This window comes from Clostridium sp. HV4-5-A1G, assembly GCF_900184915.1.
In the GTDB taxonomy this organism is placed as follows: Bacteria; Bacillota; Clostridia; order Clostridiales; family Clostridiaceae; genus Clostridium_B; species Clostridium_B aromativorans.
On record NZ_FXYI02000014.1, the window covers coordinates 1 to 20672 of the forward strand.

Genomic DNA, 20672 nt, shown 5'->3' on the forward strand with positions numbered 1-20672 from the left:
TGTAGCTTCGTCGGCAGCGTCAGATGTTTATAAGATACATATTAATAATTTTAATAAAAAAGAGATAAATGCAAAAAACTAAAATAAAGTCTGGAGGAGAACATTATGATTAAATTATCAAAAGCCACTGAAATTCCGCGTTCATCTATTAGAAAAATGTTTGATATTGCATCTACAATGGATAATGTAATAAGCTTTGCTGTCGGGGAGCCCGATTTCATAACTCCGCGGAATATAATTGACGCTGCAAAAAAGGCTCTTGATGCTGGAGAAACACATTATACTCCTAATGCTGGCATTTTACCATTGAGAAAAGCTGTGTCAAAAAAATTAAAAGAATATAATGGAATTGATTATGACCCAGAAACTGAAATCATTATAACTACTGGAGGGATGGAAGCATTAATGCTTTCAATGATCACCGCATTTAATCAAGGTGATGAAATAATACTTACTGATCCTTGCTGGACAAATTATCCCAATCAAGTATTAATATGTGGTGCTGTACCAAAATTTGTACAAGTTTTTGAAGAAGACAGTTTTATTTATAATCCTGATAAGCTTGCTAAAGCAATTACACCTAAAACCAAAGCAATAATAATAAATTCACCAGCAAATCCAACAGGTGGCGTAGCGAGCCGTGAAGTATTAGAAGATATAGCCAAAATTGCTATAAAGTATGACTTGTTGGTATTTTCAGATGAAGTATATAGACGTTTTGTTTATGATGATGTCAAATTCTCCAGTATAACTTCAATAAAGAGCATGAAGGAAAGGACAATTCTCATAGATAGCTTCTCAAAAAGTTATGCTATGACTGGATGGAGAGTTGGTTTTACAGCAGGTCCCAAGGAAATAATTAGTAATATGACTAAATTGCAAGAAAATGTTTGTGCATGTGTTAACTCAGCTACGCAATTTGCTGCACTAGAAGCTCTGGAAGGTCCACAGGACTCATTAAATAATATGATTGAGAAGTATGCAGAAAGAAGAAAACTGATATATGACGGGATCAATTCAATAGAGAACCTGTCTTGCAAAAAGCCAAAAGGTGCATTCTATGCATTCATAAACATAACCAAAACAGGGTTAACTTCAGAAGAATTTGCAATGAGGTTATTAAAAGAAGCCCGAGTTGTTGTGGTTCCAGGTACTGGTTTTGGGAAACACGGCGAGGGATTTGTTAGAATATCTTATGCAACTTCAAATCAAAATATAGAAGAAGGAATTAAAAGGATAAACAACTTTGTTAAAAGTTTATAATCAGAAAACACCATTATAAAACTGGAGGAATGAAAAATAATGGACGAATCGAAAAAAGCAATTAGTAATGAAAGCAGTCTTAAAAAAGAAATTGGACTAATACCAGCGGTATCACTTGTTATAGGAATGGTTATCGGTTCCGGAGTATTCTTTAAATCTCATGCAATTTTCAATGCAACAGGAGCACCAGGGTTGGGAATTATTGCATGGATATTGGGAGGAATTTTATCAATAGCAGGTGGACTTACAGTTGCGGAACTGTCTGCGGCAATACCAAAAACAGGTGGCATGATAGTATATCTAGAGGAAGCATACGGTAAAATCTGGGGGTTTTTATTGGGATGGGTACAGACAGTTATTTTCTATCCGGCTACAATAGCTGCATTAGCTATTATATTTTCAACTCAAGTTATTAATTTAACGGGAATATCAGGCGGAATGCTGAATATTATTGCCATTATTACGGCCGTTTTCTTATTTGCAATGAACTGTCTTGGTTCGAAAACAGGTGCTTACATTCAAACAGTATCAACAATATGTAAATTAATACCTTTAGTAGCTATCATTATTGTAGGATTAGTAAAAGGTGGCGGCGGCACCGTTAACTTGCTTCCAATAGCAGCAGCAGATCATCCGGTAGTTTCAGGATTGGGTTCAGCTTTAATAGCAACAATGTTTGCCTACGATGGCTGGATAAGCGTAGGCGTCATTGCAGGTGAAATGAAGAATCCTTCAAAAGATCTCCCTAAAGCAATAATCGGAGGCCTTTCACTAGTTATGGCCGTATATTTATTGATAAATATAGCTTATTTATTCGTATTGCCTTCATCAGCTTTAGCTGCAACAGAAACTCCAGCTGCAGATGTTGCAAAAATAATATTTGGAACAAACGGTGGAAAAATCATAACTATAGGTATCTTGATATCCGTATTTGGAACATTGAATGGAAATATTTTAACTTGTATGAGGATTCCCTATAAACTAGCTACAGAAGGAACTCTACCAGGAAGTGCATGGCTATCTAGATTACACCCGACATTTAAAACTCCAGTAAATGCTGGCATATTAGAGATCATTGTAAGTATAATATACATATTTTCAGGTAAATTTGATCAATTGACAGATCTCACTATATTTGTAATATTTATATTTTATATTCTTACTTTCTATAGTGTGTTTATATTGAGAAAGAAACAGCCAGATTTATATAGGCCCTATAAAGTGCCGATGTATCCAATAATTCCTGCAGTGGCAATCATTGGTGGATTGTATATTCTTATTAATACTATAATCACACAACCAATGAATGCTGGAATAGGTTTGGTATTAACATTGATAGGACTACCTGTTTATAAGGCAATGAACAAGGATTAATCAGACTTCTCTACAAAAAGTTTACTTTCATGATTTAGCAAGTTATGAAAGTAAACTTTTTTCATTAACTTATTTTAAATGATCATAAATATACATCCTTATTTATCTCTTCCAGTGATTTGCCCATTGTTTCAACCCCTGCAACACCTATAACAACTGCAAAAAATACAAGTAGTCCTAATACTGTAGCAAAAACTGCATTTGTTCCATAAGTTGTCAAAATTGCAGCAATTATAGGAGGTGTTACAATAGATGCAACTCTACCTGCCGCATTTGCAAATCCAACTCCCCTCAAGGTAATTGATCCGGAAGTTTTAAACTCAGGGGCGTCAAAATTTCTAAAGTCCAGGTCCCTTTTTAACTTTATTAAAATTGAGTTTTTTGCCCTTGTAAGCTTTAATAACACCATCAGCAATTAACTTATCAATTTGCTCTTCAGAATAACCATATTTTTTCATATATTCAATAGTATCATATCCAACTGGTTTATTCAGCCACAGCTCAGGATCACCTATACTCCCAAATCTAATTGGACTTGTTGGAATAACTCTATCCCCAAAAGCATCGTAATTAATATGCCTCAATATATCATTATCATAGGCCTCCTCATCCGAAATAATATCATCAATAGTAAAGCATTTCTGGTAAGGCATATCCCATTTTTTAAATATTACTTTCCACTCATTCCAATTTTTTTTGGCAAATGCTTCTTCAAAGTATCTGATAACATCAACGTTTTTGCCATTCTTCCCCAGTGCTTCTAATGTATCCAGTTCCTTGTTGCCGATCAATTGTTCCAGGCCAAAGGCATGACACATGTCCTCAAAATATTTATTATAATTACCATAACAGATCATAAACCAAACTCCATCTTTAGTTTGATAACAGTTATTGGACGGACATGGGACTTCTTTTCTAGACCTTGGATATTCTCTGCCAAATTGACGAGAAACTACTGCAATCTGCATAGCCCATACGGCAGTATGATAAAGATTGACGACAACTTTATCTCCTTCTCCTGTTCTGTCTTTTCTCACCAAAGCAGCTAAAACACCGGCTGCCAGAGCAATAGCTGCATTGAAATCACCAAATGCAGATACCACATTAACAGGACTTTCGCCCTTCTGAGGAAATGCCGTAATAAGACCTCCTCGAGCTGAATAAGATGTGGCATCAAATCCCTTTGAGTCCTTTTCAGGTCCTCTTTCTCCATAACCTCTCATTTGACCCCAAACAATATGTGGAAATTTTTTGTGAATAGTTTCATAATCCATACCTAATCTTTCCAAAGCCTTATCCCTGAAGCTTGTAATAAAAATATCAGCTGTCTCTATCAATTTATAAGCAAATTCTCTTCCCTCGTCAGTTTTTAAATTTACCGCCAGCCAGTTTTTATTTATACTGCTCATATCAAATGATGGATCTTCAACATCCGTTTTTAACATTCCATGGCTGGCACCTTGCGTACGCTGTTCATCTCCTGTAAACGGCTCAATTTTAATAATCTCTGCTCCCATCTCGCCAAGAATTCTTGGACATGCTGGTGCTGCCACATAACCAGCTAACTCTATAACTTTAAGTCCTTCTAAGCCTTTCATACTCATAAACCTCTCCTTTATTTAGTTTATTTTATTAATCCAATTCTTTATATAGAGATATAACTCCCTGTTCCGCCAGATCTTTTATATCTTCTTTACTAAATCCAATTTTCTCTAATATTTCTGCGGTATTTTCCCCTAATGCTGGTGGCGGAGTTGCTGATTGAAATGACACGGGAACCTCCGACATTTTTAATGGCAATGCCGTTTGCAGTATGCTCCCCACTACGGGAAAATTCACATAATCAACTATTCCAGTATCATCTTCCATCATATCTTTTACAGCTTCCGCTACATTCTTAACTGGAGCAATACAAATATCTTTACCTTTAAGCCACTCTAGCCATTCTTTTTGAGTTTTACTTGCTACCAAAGCAGATAGTTTTTCCCACTCTTCCGGAGCTTCATGGCGTCTCAAAAATTGCTTAGGTATGAGTTCCTCCATTCCTGTTTTTTCACAAAACTCTTTCCAGAATTTAGGCTCAACCATGCCAAATGCCATCAACTTGTTATCTTTTGTTGCATAGGTATTATAGCAAAGCGCCGGATACTCAATTGTCTCCGGAGAAATTTTATTTCCCTGGAAATGAAATCTACTATACAACAAACTCAGCCACCATGAAAAAGAATCAAACATCCCTACATCTACATACTGACCCTTCCCAGTTACTTCGCGATAAAACAAAGCTATTGAAATTCCTATGGCAGATACCATTGCAGTTGCCACATCCGCCAAATGTATGGGAGAAGGTTTACCTCCATTTAGCGATAAATATCCACTTAACGCCTGTAAATTTAAATCATGAGTGGCCTTTAAACTTGCAGGATTGCTCTGCCCGAAAGCTGATAAAGAACAATAAATTATTTTAGGGTTAATTTTTTTTATTTCAGCATAATCAATTCCCAATCGTTTGGTAACTCCAGGCCTAAAATTTTCCACTATTATATCCGCTTTTTTCGCTAATAATTTAAAAATTCGTTTTCCACTGCTGTCTTTGAGATTAACTGTCAGACTTTTTTTATTACGACATAATGCAGAAAAATAATAACTTACACCATTAATTTTCGGTTCATCTCCCCTGCAAAAGTCACCCTTTTTCATTTCCTCGATTTTTATTACTTCAGCTCCAAGATCTGCAAATACCTGTGTAGCATAACCTCCCGGCAAATACCTTGTCAAATCAAGAATTTTTATTTTCGTAATTGGTTTTATACTCATTCTACAATCCTCCAAATCTATAAAATAGTAAATTCAGTTCCAAATATCAGGAATACTGAATTTACTAATATCTTCTTTTTATAAAACGCTACGGTTGAAGTATAATTCTCAATCCTTTTTTCTGATCAATCAAATCAATGCCTTTTTCAAAGTCTTTTAGAGGCATCGTATGGGTCCCAATTGCTTCTATGTTTAAACCCTGATCTATCATTTTACAAGCCTGGAGCCAATTCTTACGTTCATAAGCTCTATTTCCAATAATGCTAATTTCATTCATTGCTATTTGAGTCATCATGAGTTCACTTGGTCTTGGAGGCAATCCCGTCACACCTATTCTGCCGCGCTTAGTTATCATTTGAACAGCCATTTGAATTGCAGAATTATGGCCGGTAGCATCAAATATAACATCTGCACCTTTGCTTCCAGTAAGATCTTTTACCTTTTTCACAGCACCTTCGTCCTGTGTATTTAGGATATAATCGGCTCCTAATGTTTTGGCCATTTCCAGTCTTTCCTTGTCAGCTGAAGTTCCAGCTACAATTACCTTTCCAACACCCATATTTTTTAAAACTAAAAGCATCAAAAGCCCAATAGCTCCTGGCCCCATGACTACAACAGAATCTCCAAATTCAGGTTTAACTCTGTCCACAGCATGGATTGCTACACACAAGGGTTCCATCAACGCCCCTGATTTAAAGCTTACAGTATCCGGGAGCTTTATTATATTGACAGCTCTAACAGCTACATACTGTGCAAATCCGCCATCATAGTCTGTTCCTAAAAACGGACGGTTGTCACATACTTCGATATTCCCCTCTGCACAATAACTACACTTTCCACAATATATTATAGGATTTACAGTAACACGTTCTCCAACCTTAATTCCCTCTACTTGGCTTCCCACTTCGGCTATTACTCCAGAAAATTCATGCCCAAAAATAGCAGGAAAACTGAGATCATAAGAACTTGCGATTGCCTCACTCCAATGATATAGAGAATGGTCTGTTCCACAGATTCCACTGGCTTTAATTCGAACTAACACCTGATCAGGAGTGATTTGAGGAATCGGCACAGAAGCAAATTCCACACTTTTAGGTGCACCTTTAGTTTTTAAAATAGCATCCATATTACCCTTCATAATAAACTTACCTCCATTTTTTATTTTATTAATTTTTATGTCTTTACTAATAACTTATCGCTTAATCAAAACAATTTTTTCGGATTACTGACAACCCCATCCACCATCCAATATCAATGTCTGCCCTGTAGTATATGATGATTGAGGAATGCAGAAATAAAGCACAGCAGCTGCCATTTCATCTACGGTTCCCATCTTGTTTAAAGGGGTTCTATCAAGAACGCTTTGTAATCTTGCTTTGTCAGCCAACAGGCCTGAAACCATATCTGTCATGACGTATCCAGGGGCTACAGCATTAACATTAATATTGTATGGAGCAAGATCTATAGCCAATGCAGTTGTCATGGACATTAAAGCTCCTTTTGAAGTACAATAGGGAACTATATTTGGTAAAACCCTTACACCTCTTTCTGATGTCATAGTGACGATTCTGCCTCCATCCTTCTTAGCCATAATCCTAGCAGCAGCCTGAGAAACAAAAAATGTTGCCCTCAGATTAGTATTAAGAACTTTGTCCCAATCTTCTGCTTTAATATCAAGGGTATTTATTCTTGGAATTGCTATACCTGAAATGTTCGCTAAGATATCAACTGTTCCAAAAGCATTACAGGCTTGTGCCATTAAATTATCTATATCTTTCTGAACCAAGATATCTGTGGCAACACTTAGGGCCTCGCCGCCAGCTTCCTCGATCTCTTCCTGAACTCCTGTCAGTTTTCCTACTCTTCGTCCTGCTAACACTACTTTTGCTCCTGCTGCAGACAATGTCAATGCAGTAGCACGTCCAATTCCTGTCCCGCCGCCAGTTATAACTGCTACCTTCCCTTTTAGAGGTTCACCATTTTTGAACCAATTTTCTGTCGTCTTATCATCCATTTTGATCAATCCTTTCACTTATAATTTTTTATATAATTGTTACTTATTGAAATATCTAAATTTTCAAATTAATTTAGATAGATACAGGGCCTTTAAACTTAGCTTTCTTTGCTTCAACCGGCTTAATTTTGGCAAATAACATTATAACTGCACCAACTACGGCAACTGCAGCACCTACAAAAAGGGCATTGTTATAACCAGCAGAATCAACTATGATACCAGTAACAATCGGAGCTATAAGGCCTGCTGCTGTGCCAAAGAATCCATATAATCCAGAAATCATGCCAGCATTTTTCGGCGAATAAATGACAGCAGTTGAAAAGAAAGGTGCTTGAGTGATAGAAAGTAGCCCATTTGAAATAGAAAGATATATAACAGCTACAATAATATTAGTAGACAAACTTGATAATACTAATAAAATAGCAGCTCCAGCTAGCCCAATAACCTCGAACATTTTACGACCTACATTATCTCCCAGTTTTTTAGCAAATGAATCGGCTAATTTGCCGCCAAGGGGATAACAAAACATAGCTACAATATAAGGCGCTACTAAAAGCAGACCGGCTGTTTTCATTGAAAAACCACGCCCAATGGCAAAATAAGTAGGCAACCAAGTCATAAACATAAAGAATAGATAGTTACTTGCGAAATAAGAAAGAGCAACAATCCATACAGATGGTGTTGAATAAATATCTTTGGCAACAACTTTGGCAGCATCCCCAGTAATTTCCTTGTTTACCTGGCCTGATTTAATATACTCTAATTCCGCCTTAGAAAGCCTGTGATCATCCTCAGGCCTGTCTTTACCAAACTTCAACCAAACAAATGTCCATATAGGGCCTATAAGAGCAAATATCCAAAAAACTGACTTCCAGCCAAAACTTGCCATGATAAATGGTGCAGTTAACATGGTAAGAGCAATACCCAACGGTGTGCCAATCATAACGATGCCCTGTGCTAAACCAACTTCCTTCTGAGGCATCCATCTTGACATCAACGTACCATTAGAAGGTAGAACAGTACCTTGACCTACACCAGTTAAGGCACGAACGATGATAATCATTCCAAGTGATGCAACGAATGGCGTTAAGAAAACAAACACTGACCAGAAAAGAACACCGAATATTAAGACTCTGGTAGTACCAAATTTATCGGCTAACGGGCCAGATGGAAGCATTGTAAGACCATAACCTATAAAAAATGCTGTAGAAGCCAAACCAAACTGGGTAGCATTCCAACCAAATTGTTTCATAAGTACGGGTCCAACATATGAAAGACTCGATCTGCCAAGATACATAGCAGCATAAACAAAAACCATCATAAATGCAATAAACCATCGCTTATTACCAATTTCTGAACTCATTGTCTTTTTTACTTCCTTCCTACTTAAAAATTTCACATTATTATAATAATTGAAAATATTAGCATAAATCTTGCTGAAAATTTATTAAAATGTAGAAATTATCATAATATTGTGATAAAATTTACATGAACATACTGTAAAATTTGTAAAACTAAGTATATACTTAAGGGGGAATATCCATGAACTTAAACCAATTATATTATTTTAAAAAACTGGCTGAACTACAACATTTCACTAAAGCTGCTCAAGAGCTGTATATAACACAACCCACTTTAAGTGGCTCCATTTCATCTTTGGAAGAAGAGCTTGGTATTAAACTTTTTGTTAAAAATGGTCGAAACGCTAAACTGACAAAGTATGGAAAACAATTCTATCATTATGTGTGTGCATCTCTAAATGAACTAGAAAAAGGAATTGATTATGTGAAAAAAGAAACTGGAAATATCGCTGGAAGTATTGATATAGGGTGTGTCTCAACATTATATAATTTTTTGCCCAAGGCAATTAACCGATTTTTAAAAACTCTAAATGCCAAAACAAAATTTAATATCTTCACTAATGTGACATCGGAAATTGTACAAGGTATTAAGTCCGAAAAATATGACATTGGATTTTGCTCTTTTTTGGAAAACGAACCTGATCTTGAGTTTATTCCGATTATATCTCAGGAATTTATTCTCATTGTAAACGTTAATCATACTTTGGCAAAAGAAAAATTCGTTAATCTCAAAGATATCCATAATTATTCTCTAATCACCTACCGGGATAATCTATCCATTGGAAAATCCGTTAAAAAACTTTTAAAGCCCTTTGGTTTACGTGCAACATATGCTTTTGACGATGAAGTTGCCATTGGTGGGATTGTGTCTTCTACAGATAAAGTTGGCATAGTTGCACACACTCCGTATTTACTTCAATTTCATAATTTAAAGCTCATTAAGTTGGACATGCCATCCAAATTCAATGCACACATAGTATACATGTGTTATGGTAAAAAACATTATCACACCATACCTGTAAAGACATTTATAAGCTATATAATTAAAAAGGAGAAAAAGCTATAGGATCAGGACTGCCAATTGGCATGCATTTTTTCCAGAGGAACCTTTATCAACACACCTGCCCCCATATATGCATAGATTTCAAATCCCCTTTTACACTGAAAGACACATTCCAAGCAGGGATCTTCATCACAATACGCATAGGCATCTTCATCCGCCAACGCAAATATAAAAGATGTTTTTTGGGGATTTGTCACATACTTTATCTGTCCCCCTGTAAAAGTTTTAATATAAATCCATTTTATTGAAACATTCCTTTTTTTTATTTTCCAGAAAACTTCTACTGCATTTTCGTTGTATCCCCCCGTTATTTTATAATCAATCAACACACACTCTGAAACTTCTGAAGGAGATTTAGCATCCAATAACTGCATTTTTTCGCCACAGCAAGTAAGGATTTTTCCTTCCCCAGCACCAAACAGCTGAAAAAGATTTTTACAATGTTTACAATAATAGAACACTATCTCTTGACACATAACTCCAGGTTTTACAGTCTCTTTAGATCTCCTTGGCCCAAATTCCTGTTCTCGCAAACTAATTCCTCCTTATGCATACGTAATTTTAAATCTTCCCTCAATAAATTCTTTTTCACTTTTCCACTATCAGTTCTAGGAATTTCACCTATAATTTCCAATCTTTCTGGCCAATACCTTTTGGGAATCCTTTTCTGTTTCAAGTACTTTAAAAGTTTTTTTAACGTTAAAGATCTCTGTTCTGACTTCAATACAACATAAGCACAAATCCGTTCGCCAAGCCGCTCATCAGGCATCCCTATCACTGCCTGATCCTGAATCATTGGACACTCGACAATATAGCTGCCAATAATATTGGGATTAAGATTTTCTCCTCCCCTGATAATCATGTCTTTCTTTCTTCCTACTATTTTAATATTGCCATCTTTATCGCCGACACATAGATCGCCGCTGTAGAACCACCCTTCATCGTCCAATACTTTATCCGTAGCTTTTTTGTTATTAATATATCCTACAAATACATTGGGTCCACGAGATACTTCTTCCCCAACTGTTCCTGGAAAAACATCTTGCCTATTCTCATCTACAATACGAACTTCTACTCCCTCTACAGGTCTTCCTGAAGTACTTCCCATCAATTCCAAAGTTTCATCTAATCTCACAAATGCATGAGGAACGCTTTCTGTAGAACCATAGACTTCACACAGTTTAACACCATATTCATAAGCTCTTCGAACCATATTCCCAGGCACTGGAGCCCCGCCACAAAGATAAAATTTTAACGAATTAAGACGCAGCCCCTCATTTTCCATATCATTTAAAATATCATATATAAAAGGGGTTGAACCCATTGAATAAGTGCATTTTTCCGCATTCATAAGTTCAATTGCCTCTTTACTCTTAAACCTACTCTGCAAAATAACCTTTGCTCCAATAAACATAGGGGCAATAATTCCATGGTGAAATCCAGTAGCATGGTTTAACGGTGCAGGCATAAACATAACATCATCTTTAGTAAGACTTAATTCTCTGTTAAAATATCTTTCGCTAAATATTATGTTGTTATGTGTAAGCATGACCCCTTTTGTGTGCCCGGTAGTCCCTGAAGTAAAAAGAACAGCTGCAACATCATTACTATTGACTTTAACTTCATCTGCTAAAGTAGTATAAGTAGAAAGAATTTCTTTCAAAGTAACATTTTCACTTTTTTTCGTTTTAAGATTATCCAACAACACAACATTACTTAAACTTTTTATATATTTTTTAGCCGATATAATCGATTTTTCATAATCGGTCTTATGATACAATGTTGGACAAATAAAAATTTTACTCTCAGTAAGATTCAAAAGATAAACAACTTCTTTTTCGTCATAACACATACCAATAGGATTAATTACAGCACCTACTTTCATACATGCAACAACAATCAGAACAAATTCACTCCATACAGGTATCTGAAAAGAAATTACATCTCCTGGCTTAATACCAACCTTAATAAAATAAGAAGCAATAACCCCCGCCTTTTCGTCTATCTCCTTATAGGTGTACCGGTATCCTCTATCATCTACAACAAATTCTCGATCCGCATAATCTTTCACAGATACATTCCAATAATCCAGAAGAGTTTTATCCCCCCAGTATCCCATTTTTTCATATATTTTTTTTCGACTGCTATTTATCTTAATTTCACCTATCATAGCCCTTTATCTCCTTATAAGAAAGAACACAGCTTGAAACATTCTTCAATTATAGGTTTTTTATTGAACGAACTTCTTTAATTAATGCCGGAACCATTTCAAATACATCACCTACTACACCATAATCCGCTACTTCAAAAATCGGCGCAGATTCATCTTTATTAATTGCTATAATAGTATCTGAAGAACTCATTCCCGCAAGATGTTGCACTGCTCCAGAAATTCCACATGCAATATAAACTCTTGGTGAAACAGTTTTACCAGTCTGTCCTACTTGCTTTGATTGGGGAACCCAGCCCGAATCCACAGCCGCTCTTGATGCTCCCACGGCTCCTCCCAGTAAATCGGCTAGTTCTTTAAGCATTGCAAAATTTTCCGGTCCTTTCATTCCCCTTCCGCCAGACACAATATACTCCGCTTCCTCCAGTTTAACTCCAGCATCTTCCGTAGATTTAATGAAATCTATTACTTTTGTAAGAGCAGAAACTTTATCCATCCTGATATTTTCTGTAATTATTTTGCTAATACTGTTCTCCTCTTTTTCCGGTTTTTTAAAAGCACCTGGCCTTACAGTACCCATCTGAGGACGTGTGCCACTGCATAGAATCTGAGCATAGAGATTACCTCCAAAGGCAGGCCTTTCCCATACAACATTTGCATTATCCTCATCTACACTTAACGCTGTACAATCCGCAGTAAGACCTGTCCTCAGACTAACTGCAATTTTAGATCCAAGTTCCCTTCCCCTTATAGTGGCACCTATTAAAATGGTATTTGGCCTATATTTATGACATAATTTTAAAAATGCATTTCCATAGGAATCAGAAGAATAATTTTTATACTCTTCTCCCTGAACTACATAAATTTTATCTGCACCGTAACACTTTGCACCATCAATTGCCTTATCGACATTGCTTTCAATAACCACTGCACATAATTTCTGTTTGAGCCTATCTGCCAGTATCCTTCCCTGCCCCAAAAGTTCAAATCCAACATTTTTTGGCTGCCCTTGAAAGCATTCTATAAATACCCATATATCTTTATATTCCTCAAAACTCATAATTAAAAATCCCCTTTATAATAATTTTGATTCCACAAGCTTACCCACTAAAACTTTCGCCGTTTTTTCCGGATTTACAGCTTCCATTATTTCACCACTGGACTGACGCTTTGGTGTAAAAGTTGCTTTTACCCTTGTAGGCGAACCATTGAGTCCAATTTTAGTAGTATCGATATCGGGCACATCCGTCAAGTGAATCTCCTCTATTTCTGCTTTTAACGAGTCTATTTTCCCCCTAATAGTTGCATACCTCGGTTTATTGCTTTCCTTAGTCAAAGTACAGAGAACCGGTAATTTTGTTTCCACCACTTCTATACCTTCCTCCACCTGACGCTTTACAATACATTTACTCTCACTTATTTCAATATCAAGGACATAACTCAGTCTAGAAATTCCCAGATGCTCTGCAATGCTTGAACCTGTCTGTCCTGTATCTCCATCAATTGCCTGTTTTCCCACAAGGACAAAATCAAAGGACCCTAATTTTTCAATTACCTTAGATAAAATATAACTAGTAGCATAAGTATCTGAACCACCAAAGGCCCTATCCGTAACTAAATATGCTTTATCGGCACCCATAGAAAGAGCTTCCCTTAAAACTTCCTTTGCATGGTCAGGCCCCATAGAAATTACAGTGACCCTTCCACCATATCTGTCTTTCAATTTAAGAGCTTGTTCTAAAGCATTTTTGTCAAATGGGTTTAAAATACTTGGAACTCCTTTACGAATGAGAGTATTTTTTACTGGATCAATTTTAATTTCCGTCGTATCAGGAACCTGCTTAACGCAAACAACAATATTCATCTTGCTTCCCCCTTATTTATATTCCCTTTCTAATACACCTGCTATAGTCATTCTTTGGATTTGATTAGTTCCTTCAAAAATCTGAAATACTTTACAATCTCTCATAAGCTTTTCTACAGGGTACTCTTTGCTATATCCGTATCCGCCAAAAATTTGGACTGCATTGGACGTAACTTCTTGAGCACAATCAGATACAAAACTCTTAGTAATAGCACCTTCCTTACGAACAAGATTTCCATTGTCCATTAACCGCATAGTATTATTTACCAATACTCTAGATGCCTCTATTTTAATTGCCATATCAGCCAGCATCTGCTGTACCATCTGAAATTTAATAATAGGCTTGCCAAATTGTTTTCTTTCTTTTGCATATTTTATAGATTCATCTAAAGCCCTCTGCATAATACCTACTGCTAAAGTGGCAACGAAAGCTCTGGATAGATTAAGTGCATTTAATGCCAGTTTAAATCCGCCCCCATCTTTTCCCAGCATATTGGATGCAGGGACTCTGACATCTTCAAAAATGACATCCGTAGTATTTGATAAGCGGAGTCCCATTTTATCTTCATGTTTTCCAATAGTAATTCCCGGTGTATCTGCATCAATAATAAATGCCGAAATTCCATTATGTCCTGCTTCCGGATCAGTTTTGAAAAATCCTACAAACAATGAAGCCAAGGCTCCATTTGTGATAAATGTCTTAGAGGCATTTAAAATATATTCATCTCCGTCTTTTACAGCAGTTCCCCTAATAGCTGCAGGATCTGAACCTGCATTGGGTTCAGTAAGTGCAAAAGATGCAAAATTGCCTTTCCCAATAACATCAGCAAAATACTTGCCCTGTTCAGGAGTACCGGAAAGAATCACATTTCTTAAAGCAACAAATGTAGTAACAAAAGTAATTGCATAACCTGCATCAACCTTTGCCAGCTCTTCAAAAATCATAGCCGTAGTCTCATAGCTTAAACCAGTTCCACCATAACTCTTAGGGATTTCAAGCATATGAAGCCCCATATCAAAAGAACACTTAAACATTTCTCTGGGACATTCGCCTTTTTCATCTAATTCCTGAATATATGGCTTAATTTCATTTTCTGCCATCTCTTTTACAAGAGCAATTAATTCTTTCTGCTCCTTGGTATACAATAAGCTCATTAATTTTCCACCTCTCATTATTTTTCAAGCAGTTCTAATTCTCTTTTAGATCCCAAGTGTATATATTGAATGTATTTCATAATATCTTTTCCATGTAATAACTGCTATTTTAGATACAGCAAGGCTTCCGGATCAAATTCTTGCATATAGCCGAATAAGTCCGGATTAACTCAAAAATACTTTCACAAAGCATTTCTACTTTGGAACTAAAATATTTTTTCCACCTTGCAAATTATAATAAGAAAATTAATCAATAACACCGCCACTTGCAATTAATTTTCTCGCAGCCGTTAATCTTTGAACCGATCTAGGTCCCTCTTCTAACCACATTGCACGACAATCACGATACATTCTTTCTACCGGTCCATAAGGATTGTCTTCAAAATATCCAATACCACCAAATATCTCCAGACAATAATCAGACACTAATTTTACGGTATTTATACTATGAAGCTTACACATAGCTGCTTTCATTTCAATATCTTTACCTTCTTCATAATCTTTAGCAAAATTATAGATCATCATTCTCAGTGCAAATATTTCAGTACCCATATCTGCAATCATCTGCTGTATTGCTTGTCTTTTAACCAACGGTTTACCAAATGTGACTCTGTCTTTTGCTCTCGCAATAGCCATTTCCAGCATCCTTTGTGCCATGCCGAGATTACTCACTGCTATATGAGCCCTTGACACAGATAATGAGTGTATTGCCACCTTAAGTCCGTCTCCTTCTTTACCAAGTAGATACTTCTTGTTAACTCTCATATTGGTAAATTTTAATCCTGCATGCCCGGCACCGCGACATCCCATCATATGAGGCATAGGAACGACTTCATAACCAGGAGTATTAACTGGTACAAAGAAAGCAGATAATCTCTTATCATTAGGAGCATCTGGATCAGTAACAGTAATTACATATGCAAATTCACAACAATCTGTATGAGAAATCAAAGTCTTTTCACCATTTATTATGTAGTCATCACCATCTCTTACAGCCCTTGTATGCAAATCTGCACCTGTACCACCCGTTTTTTCCGTTAAAGCAAAGCAGGTAAAAATTGTCTTGTCCTGAAATTTGTCCATATATTCATCTTTCAATTCTCTATTTCCAAAATCATCGAGAATTCTCCAGTTCATATCTACTGCATAATGAAGGTGCATACGCATTCCTCCTGGTCCCCTGCTGAACTCTTCCTGTACTTGTAATATCTGCAATGGGCTCAATCCCCATCCACCATATTTCTCCGGCAACGCACATCTATATAAATTGTTTTGAATTGCCAGGTCAAAGAATTTCTGAGGGAACTTATTTGTTACCTCAACTTCTTTCTGAATTTCCTCAAAAGGACCTTCAGCTAAAGCTCTTACCTGCTTTAAGTATGCTTTGAATTCGTTTTCGCTTAATTTTGACACCTTACTACCTCCCTGATATTTTGTAAAAACTTCTATGCTTCCATTTTAGTTAAACGTTTATTATATTTCCAATAGTTACTAATTATCATTTTTGTCACTATCAATAGTTATTAACTATAATTTTGAGGGAAAGACATACTTATCTAACATACACAAATAGCCAAAAATAGGAGACTGCCATACAAGACAAATCAAAATTATAAAAATAGAGTACTGTAAAGTTATTTTAAAAAATAACTTTACAGTACTCCTTTTCTCAAATAATCAAAAATTACACTTGTACTTTTTTATCTGATAATTTTCTCTTAGATATAGGTACTATAGGTCTCACTTGACTTGTCAATAAAATAATTGCACCCAGTATAGATATACCTGCACCCAGATACAAAGCACTTGAGTATCCATAACTATCAACTATTATCCCTGTAAGCAACGGAGCTGATATACCTCCTATTGTAGCGAAAGTCGCATAAAGTCCAGTAATTTTTCCTGCATCTTTGGAAGAGAAGATCATAGGCATAGAATAATACCCTCCCATTGTTAAACACAATATACCATTTGATATGGATATAAGTACAACTGCGGAAATAGGATCTGATGCCCTGGAGCCCAATACAAGTAATATTCCTGCCCCCACCATTCCAATAAGTGGAAATAATTTTCTACCCATATTATGCCCAAATTTCTTAGCTGCTTTGTCTGCTAGCCATCCCCCAATAGGATATGTAAAAGTTGCAACAATATAGGGCATCATCGTATAAATAGCACTTGCTCCCATTTCAAATCCCCTTCCTTTTACAAAATATGTAGGAAGCCACGTCATAAACAGATAAAATAAATAATTGGTACAGAAAAATGACAATGCACCTGTCCATACAGACAGCGTAGAAAATATGTCCTTATAAGTGAGATCATTATCTTCATTTGGACTAGAGCTGTCATCCGATGTCTTCTTCCTTATATACGTCAGTTCTTCCTTACTTATTTTAGCATAATCTTCTGGCCTGTCCTTTCCAAATTTCCACCAAATAACTACCCAAATTGGTGCTAGAAATGCAAATGAATGAAATACCATCTGCCAACTCCATATTTTAATAATCCAAGCCGAAAGCGGCATTGCACATGCAATACCCATGGAAACACCCATTATACTTATACCCCATGCCAGTCCCGATTCTTTTTTAGGTACCCATTTTGCAATAATTGTAGACATGGCTGGAAGTGAAACACCTTCACCCATCCCCATCACTATACGTATTACAACCATAAGGCCTATTGTTGATCCAAATGGAGTAAGGAAAACAAATACGGACCACCATATGGCTCCAAACATAACAACTCTTCCGCCACCAAAACGATCTGCCAGCCATCCTCCTAAAATCTGAGTACAAGCATATCCAATAAAAAAAGCTGTGGAAACTAAACCAAATTCACTAGCATTCCATCCAAAATAATTTATCATTTCCGGACCTGCCATAGACATACAGGATCTATCCATATATAAGATTAAATAACATAACGTCAGTAATAGAACGATTCTCCATCTTTTATTTCCAATTTTTATATCCATTTTACTCCTCCTAACATTCTTAAATTTAATAATTCGTCATTTTAAATTTTACTTAAACATCTGTTTTATTTCCAATAGTTACTAATTATTGCTTTTATTGTTATTAATAGTTATTAACTATAATTTGATAGAGAGATATACTTGTCCAATATAAACAGATAGCTAAAAATTAGTATTTTCCGAAAAAATAAAAAAATCTCAAGAAGAGTATTATTTTAAAATTTTACAAACTATGACTTGTCAAAATATAAAAATAAGGCCCACCCTATTAGGCAAGCCTCACTTACAATTTAATTCTATTTAGATCACACTTCATCACTCATTAGTCGTCTGGCAAATAACTTGGAATGCTTAATTTTATCATCCGTTATAAAAACAGATCTATAACCAAGATCTCTTTCAGCAAGCATTCCAATATATTTTAATTGAGTAAGAATACAATATTTCATTTCATACCTCTCTTTCAAATAACTTATCACGAAATGTAACTTGCTAAGGCTACTGAAAGTAATTTATTTTTTATCATATCAGTCCTTGAAGTCATTATAATTGGTATTTTCGCTCCCATTACTGCTGCTGCTACATCTTTATGTGCATAGTATGTAAGTGCTTTTGTCAAAACATTACCTACCTGCAAATTAGGTGCTACAAGGATATCTGCTTTTCCTGCAACCTCACTTTTAATTCCTTTATGCTTTGCTGCCTCCAGTGATATTGCATTATCCAATGCAAAAGGTCCATCAATTACTGCATTTTTTATTTGATCTCTGTCACCCATTTTACTTAGTATTGCAGCCTCTACTGTATCTTGTATTGTTGGGTTTATTATTTCAAGTGCGGATAGCAGAGCTACCCTTGGTTTTTTATATCCTATTTTTCTTGCTAGTGATACTGAATTTTCTATGATTTGCTTTTTTTCATCCAAATTAGGTTGTATTGCCATAGCACAATCAGTCAGTAATTGAAGCCCTTCTCCAAACTCCTTGTCAAACACTGAAATCTGACTTATCAATCTACCCGCATTCAATCCATTTTCTTTATTAAGCACTGATTTTAGAAATGTACTTGTATGCAGCAGTCCTTTCATTATTATATCTGCCTCACCTTTTACTATAAATTCCACTGCTTTTTCTGCAGCCTTTCTATTGTCAGGCTCATCAATTATTTCACATAATAGTCTCTTATTATTTTTAATTGCTATTTTTTCTATTTTTTCTTTATCTCCTACAAGTATAAATTCTCCTAATTTAAGTTCTGTAGCCTTTTTAACTATTTCCAATATATCCAAATCCTCTGCTGCAGCTACAATGATCCTTTTCTTTTTTCCCCATCTTTTTGATTTAATTTGCTCTATTAAATCATTAAGATTTTTTATCATTTTTCTTCCCCCTAAGTACCACTTTGCTTTTTCTTCACCCCTTAAACACCTTAGATAGAATACGTTCAGCAAGCAAATAATTTTTTCCTTTAAGCTTAGCTGCTGTCCCTATTATTTTATTTTACAAATTACAAGTAAAAAATGCTACCTCCTTTGGAAATTATTTTCATTAGAAATAGCCCATTAATTTTAAAACGATTCAATTTTCTCATTGCAAAAACAATTATATTCGACTTGTGACAATATATGAATGAATTTCTTTATCGCTGGATTATTATTTGATTTTCTCCAGGCTGCAATAACATCAAAAGAATATTGTTCTCCCTTAAGTGGTATAAAACAAATTTTTTTGCTTGCATTAACCTTGAGCCTTTGTGGTACAATTGCAACACCATATCCCGCTTCGACCATCAATAATGAAGAATTTATACACTTATATCGAATCTTCCTATCTTGGGATAATTTTTCCGAATTAAAAATCTCATTCACAAATGTAGCATATCCATTAAAATCATCATTTGAAGGCATTAAAATACGTTCTGAATTCAGTTCATGAATCGTAACATTTCGCTGCTTAGCTAAGGGATGATCATTACATACTACAGCGCAAAGAACATCTTCATATAGCTTGTACGTATTGCACCAAGATAGAATATCTTTATCAAAATTGACTGTCAGGATTAAATCGAAATCACTATTTTTAAGCTTTTGAGCTAATTTTCCATATTCACAAGCCATTAATTTTAATTCAATATGAGGGTAATGTTTTTTAAATAGCTGTATAGATGATACAAGAATATCTTTAGTATGTGCATATAAATAACCGATTTTCAATTCCGCTTTAATTCCATATACCGCCATTTTTACTTTTTTCATACCTTCATCATATCGGTTTACAATAGCAATGGCCTCTACTAAAAATAATTTTCCTATTGCAGTCAATTCAACACCATGGTGGTTTCTTACCAATAAAGTTAAGCCAATTTTTTTCTCCAATAAAGCGATATGCTTACTAAGTACAGATTGTGTAATATAGAGCTGCTGTGCTGTTATACTAAAATTCAAGTTTTTAGAAAGCACAATAAACTCACGTAATAAGCTAATTGGCATCTCATATTTCTCCTCTTTATATTTTAAATATTGCCTTATAACAATACATTTCTTTGAAATAGTTTACATTAGTTTGTATCTTAAAAGGCTCCTTCATTATCAAGATACCAAAATCGATAC

General features: G+C 35.5%; 19 protein-coding genes. 3 read left to right on the forward strand and 16 right to left on the reverse strand.

Annotated elements, in window-relative coordinates; genetic code table 11:
• The first annotated feature begins 105 nt into the window (after positions 1-105).
• Positions 106-1263, forward strand: a complete 1158-nt coding sequence (locus J5G60_RS02955) for a pyridoxal phosphate-dependent aminotransferase (protein WP_150356626.1) — start codon at positions 106-108, stop codon at positions 1261-1263.
• 39 nt (positions 1264-1302) lie between these two features.
• A complete protein-coding gene (locus J5G60_RS02960; RefSeq protein WP_150356627.1) occupies positions 1303-2637 on the forward strand; it encodes an APC family permease in 1335 nt (444 codons plus the stop codon).
• Positions 2638-2719: 82 nt separating this feature from the next.
• Here the strand turns inward: J5G60_RS02960 and J5G60_RS02965 are convergent, their stop codons facing one another.
• The 6 genes from J5G60_RS02965 to J5G60_RS02990 all read right to left on the reverse strand — a co-directional run bounded on the left by J5G60_RS02965 (position 2720) and on the right by J5G60_RS02990 (position 8831).
• Positions 2720-3046: an MFS transporter gene (locus J5G60_RS02965; RefSeq protein ID WP_150356628.1), complete on the reverse strand. Its 327-nt coding sequence runs from the start codon at positions 3044-3046 to the stop codon at positions 2720-2722.
• A complete protein-coding gene (locus tag J5G60_RS02970; RefSeq protein WP_150356629.1) occupies positions 2976-4235 on the reverse strand; it encodes a CaiB/BaiF CoA transferase family protein in 1260 nt (419 codons plus the stop codon). The genes J5G60_RS02965 and J5G60_RS02970 overlap by 71 nt, the downstream gene beginning before the upstream one ends.
• 34 nt (positions 4236-4269) lie before the next feature.
• Positions 4270-5454: a CaiB/BaiF CoA transferase family protein gene (locus J5G60_RS02975; RefSeq protein ID WP_150356630.1), complete on the reverse strand. Its 1185-nt coding sequence runs from the start codon at positions 5452-5454 to the stop codon at positions 4270-4272.
• A gap of 88 nt (positions 5455-5542) precedes the next feature.
• Entirely contained in the window at positions 5543-6592 is a 1050-nt protein-coding gene (locus J5G60_RS02980) for a zinc-dependent alcohol dehydrogenase (protein WP_150356631.1), read from the reverse strand.
• An 84-nt stretch (positions 6593-6676) separates the two neighbouring features.
• Positions 6677-7468 (reverse strand): SDR family NAD(P)-dependent oxidoreductase, encoded by a 792-nt coding sequence (locus J5G60_RS02985; RefSeq protein WP_150356632.1) that lies wholly within the window; start codon positions 7466-7468, stop codon positions 6677-6679.
• 73 nt (positions 7469-7541) lie between these two features.
• The gene (locus tag J5G60_RS02990; RefSeq protein WP_150356633.1) at positions 7542-8831 is read right to left on the reverse strand and encodes an MFS transporter; all 1290 of its coding nucleotides are present in this window, start codon (positions 8829-8831) and stop codon (positions 7542-7544) included.
• Between the two features lie 179 nt (positions 8832-9010).
• On the opposite strand from J5G60_RS02990, the gene J5G60_RS02995 reads away from it, so the two are divergent.
• Positions 9011-9895, forward strand: coding sequence for a LysR family transcriptional regulator (locus J5G60_RS02995; RefSeq protein ID WP_150356634.1), 885 nt, complete (start codon positions 9011-9013; stop codon positions 9893-9895).
• 2 nt (positions 9896-9897) lie between these two features.
• Here J5G60_RS02995 and J5G60_RS03000 read toward each other — a convergent pair whose 3' ends face one another.
• From J5G60_RS03000 to J5G60_RS03045, 10 genes are all read right to left on the reverse strand, one after another.
• The gene (locus J5G60_RS03000) at positions 9898-10425 is read right to left on the reverse strand and encodes a hypothetical protein (RefSeq protein ID WP_150356635.1); all 528 of its coding nucleotides are present in this window, start codon (positions 10423-10425) and stop codon (positions 9898-9900) included.
• A complete protein-coding gene (fadK, locus tag J5G60_RS03005) occupies positions 10380-12062 on the reverse strand; it encodes a medium-chain fatty-acid--CoA ligase (protein WP_150356636.1) in 1683 nt (560 codons plus the stop codon). Before fadK ends, J5G60_RS03000 begins: the two co-directional genes overlap by 46 nt.
• Positions 12063-12111: 49 nt before the next feature.
• Entirely contained in the window at positions 12112-13122 is a 1011-nt protein-coding gene (locus tag J5G60_RS03010; protein ID WP_150356637.1) for an electron transfer flavoprotein subunit alpha/FixB family protein, read from the reverse strand.
• Positions 13123-13137: 15 nt separating this feature from the next.
• Positions 13138-13926 (reverse strand): electron transfer flavoprotein subunit beta/FixA family protein, encoded by a 789-nt coding sequence (locus tag J5G60_RS03015; protein WP_150356638.1) that lies wholly within the window; start codon positions 13924-13926, stop codon positions 13138-13140.
• 12 nt (positions 13927-13938) lie between these two features.
• Positions 13939-15081, reverse strand: coding sequence for an acyl-CoA dehydrogenase family protein (locus J5G60_RS03020; protein ID WP_150356639.1), 1143 nt, complete (start codon positions 15079-15081; stop codon positions 13939-13941).
• Positions 15082-15327: 246 nt separating this feature from the next.
• Positions 15328-16494 carry an acyl-CoA dehydrogenase family protein gene (locus tag J5G60_RS03025; protein WP_150356640.1) on the reverse strand — a complete coding sequence of 389 codons (1167 nt, stop codon included), beginning with the start codon at positions 16492-16494 and terminating at the stop codon, positions 15328-15330.
• Between the two features lie 271 nt (positions 16495-16765).
• Positions 16766-18064: an MFS transporter gene (locus J5G60_RS03030; protein ID WP_150356641.1), complete on the reverse strand. Its 1299-nt coding sequence runs from the start codon at positions 18062-18064 to the stop codon at positions 16766-16768.
• 305 nt (positions 18065-18369) lie between these two features.
• Positions 18370-18513 carry a hypothetical protein gene (locus J5G60_RS03035; protein WP_229981640.1) on the reverse strand — a complete coding sequence of 48 codons (144 nt, stop codon included), beginning with the start codon at positions 18511-18513 and terminating at the stop codon, positions 18370-18372.
• 26 nt (positions 18514-18539) lie between these two features.
• Positions 18540-19442, reverse strand: coding sequence for a bifunctional enoyl-CoA hydratase/phosphate acetyltransferase (locus J5G60_RS03040; protein ID WP_150356642.1), 903 nt, complete (start codon positions 19440-19442; stop codon positions 18540-18542).
• A gap of 189 nt (positions 19443-19631) precedes the next feature.
• On the reverse strand, positions 19632-20552 hold the full coding sequence (locus tag J5G60_RS03045) for a LysR family transcriptional regulator (protein ID WP_150356643.1): 921 nt from the start codon (positions 20550-20552) through the stop codon (positions 19632-19634).
• Between the last annotated feature and the right edge of the window lie 120 nt (positions 20553-20672).